The sequence below is a fragment of the Kitasatospora sp. NPDC059803 genome (genome assembly GCF_042732255.1).
In the GTDB taxonomy this organism is placed as follows: Bacteria; Actinomycetota; Actinomycetes; order Streptomycetales; family Streptomycetaceae; genus Kitasatospora.
In genome coordinates this window covers 1-2,182 of record NZ_JBHWIJ010000541.1, presented here as the reverse complement: position 1 = coordinate 2,182, position 2,182 = coordinate 1, and the positions used below count along the sequence as shown (strand labels likewise).

Annotated in this window: 4 protein-coding genes; 2 read left to right on the top strand and 2 right to left on the bottom strand. The window is 74.1% G+C overall.

Annotation, left to right across the window (positions count from 1 at the left end; genetic code table 11):
* Positions 1 to 225: 225 nt before the first annotated feature.
* On the top strand, positions 226 to 795 hold the full coding sequence (locus ACFV6I_RS39295) for a CGNR zinc finger domain-containing protein (protein WP_063346822.1): 570 nt from the start codon (positions 226 to 228) through the stop codon (positions 793 to 795).
* Between the two features lie 56 nt (positions 796 to 851).
* Here ACFV6I_RS39295 and ACFV6I_RS39290 read toward each other — a convergent pair whose 3' ends face one another.
* A complete protein-coding gene (locus ACFV6I_RS39290) occupies positions 852 to 1,316 on the bottom strand; it encodes a hypothetical protein (RefSeq protein WP_380431058.1) in 465 nt (154 codons plus the stop codon).
* 110 nt (positions 1,317 to 1,426) lie between these two features.
* Between ACFV6I_RS39290 and ACFV6I_RS39285 the strand changes: the two genes are divergently transcribed.
* On the top strand, positions 1,427 to 1,927 hold the full coding sequence (locus ACFV6I_RS39285; RefSeq protein ID WP_063346824.1) for a DsbA family protein: 501 nt from the start codon (positions 1,427 to 1,429) through the stop codon (positions 1,925 to 1,927).
* 12 nt (positions 1,928 to 1,939) lie between these two features.
* Here the strand turns inward: ACFV6I_RS39285 and ACFV6I_RS39280 are convergent.
* A partial coding sequence (locus tag ACFV6I_RS39280; RefSeq protein WP_380431055.1) for a GNAT family N-acetyltransferase occupies positions 1,940 to 2,182 on the bottom strand: 243 nt, incomplete at its 5' end.

The window sequence follows — 2,182 nt, the reverse complement described above, 5'->3', positions numbered from 1 at the left end:
GCCGGCCATCCATACGGGTGGCCGGCCTCGCTGCCGGGCGCCGTCGGCATTTCGGGGGGTCCTTCGCGGGCCCGGCCGCCCGGACGCCGTCCGCTCCACGGCACTCTGACGGAATCCGTACGCACCTTCGAAAGAACCCACCGCCCTTCCGCCGCAAGGCCCGGTATGGTCTGGGGTAACCGTGGACGCGGGGTTCCGGAGTCCCCTGCGCGAGGAGTCCCCAACGTGCTGATCACCCATGACACCGAGTGCGCACTGAGCATCCTCGTCGAGCTGCTCAACACCGCGCCCGAGGTGTGCGGCACCGAGCGGCTGCCGGACGTGGCCGCACTGGACGCCTTCGTGGTCGGCCAGGAGATCAGCGAGATCGACTCGCTGACCGAGAACGACCTGCGCAAGGTGCACGAGCTGCGCACCCGGCTGCGCGAGGTGTTCGGGACGGAGTCCACCGCCGAGGCCGCCGAACTGGTCAACCGGATCGTCGCGGCCGCCGGTACGACGCCGCGGCTGACCAACCACGACCACCACGACTGGCACATCCACTACTTCGCGCCGCACGCCGCGCTCGGCGACCACCTCGCCGCCGAGCTGGGCATGGCGCTGGCCTTCATCCTGATGGCGGGCGAGCGGGAGCGGTTGCGCCGCTGCGAGGCGCCGGACTGTGCCCGGGTCTTCGTGGACCTCTCCCGCAACCGCTCCCGGCGCTACTGCGACAGCCGCACCTGCGGCAACCGGCTGCACGTCGCCGCCTACCGGGCACGGCAGCGCTCGGCGGAGGCCGTGCCATCCGCCTGACGCCGACCCCCGCAGGGGTTCGAGTGCCGCGTTCGAGTGCCGCGTTCGGATGCCGCTCAGATGCCGCGCTTGCGGAGGATCTCCTCGATGTCGGAGAAGTCGCCGAGGCCGTCGTCCCGCTTGCCCCCCGCGGGCTTGCCCGTCGCCGGCTTCTTCGGCGGCGTGGCGGCCACCGCCGGGCGCTCGGGCGCGGCACCGGCGGCCGCCGGGCGGTCCGGCGCGGCGTCCACGGCGCCCCGGCGGCCCACCCAGCGCGTCGTCACCAGCAGGAGCGCGGAGAGGCCGAGCAGCACGATGCCGGTCCAGACCCGGGGGTCGAACACCAGCCTCGTCGCCCAGTCGGCGAACTCGCTGCCGATCGTCCGGGCCACCGGGAACAGGCCGGTCAGGTAGAGCCCGGCGGGCACCAGGGCCACCGCGAACCAGCGGGTCGCGGACAGGAACCGCCGCCGGTAGGCCCGCAGGCCGGCCACGGCCACCCCGCTCGCCGTGAGCGCGAAGCTGATCGCCGCCGTCAGCACGGCAGTACTCCTTCGCTTCCGGTCGTCCTGGTCATCACTGCCTCCCTGTCGGCCTTCGCAGGGGCGCACCGTCGGCCGGAGCGGGCGCCCACTAGTGAAACACTGGGGGAATGATCGATGGTTCCCTCCCCCGGCTCGAGTTCTGGTGCGACCTCCAGTGTCCGGACTGCCGCACCGCGCTGGACGACGTACGGGCGCTGCGCGCGCGGTACGGCGACGCGCTGCCCGTCGAGGTCCGCCACTTCCCGCTGGAGAAGCACAAGCACGCCTACGCGGCCGCGGAGGCCGCCGAGGAGGCGTTCGCGCAGGGGCTGGGCTGGCCGTTCGTGGAGGCGCTGCTGGCCCGGACCGAGGAGTTGGACGCCCGCGGGCAGCAGGTGCTGCTGGAGGTGGCCCGGGCCGTCGGGGTGGACGCCGAGGAGGTCGACACCGCGCTGATCGACGGCCGGCACATGCTCACCGTGGACGCCGACCAGGCCGAGGGCCGGGCGATCGGGGTCACCGGCACGCCGACGTACGTGATCGGCGGGCAGCGGCTGGACGGCGGGCAGAGCCAGGACGGCCTGCGGGACCGCATCGTGGCCGCCATCGAGGCGGCGGCGGGTTCCTGACGTCACGTCGGGTCACAGCGGCTTTCCGTAGATGCGGTTGGTGACCCGGTAGCCGAGCGAGGCGTAGAGGCGGATCGCGACCTCGTTCCCGGCGAACACGTTGAGGCCGAGGTCGCGCACGCCGGCGGCCAGGCACTCGCGTTCGGCGAGCAGCATCAGCGTGCGGCCGTGGGGGCGGGGCCGGGGGGGCGGGGGCCCCCCGCCCCGGCACCAACCCACGACGGGCGCCCCGCGCGCGGCGAGGGCCCGCTGGGC

Coding starts and splice junctions, on each gene's coding strand:
- ACFV6I_RS39285 (WP_063346824.1), top strand. CDS start 1,427: ATGATCGATGGTTCCCTCCCCCGGCTCGAGTTCTGGTGCGACCTCCAG.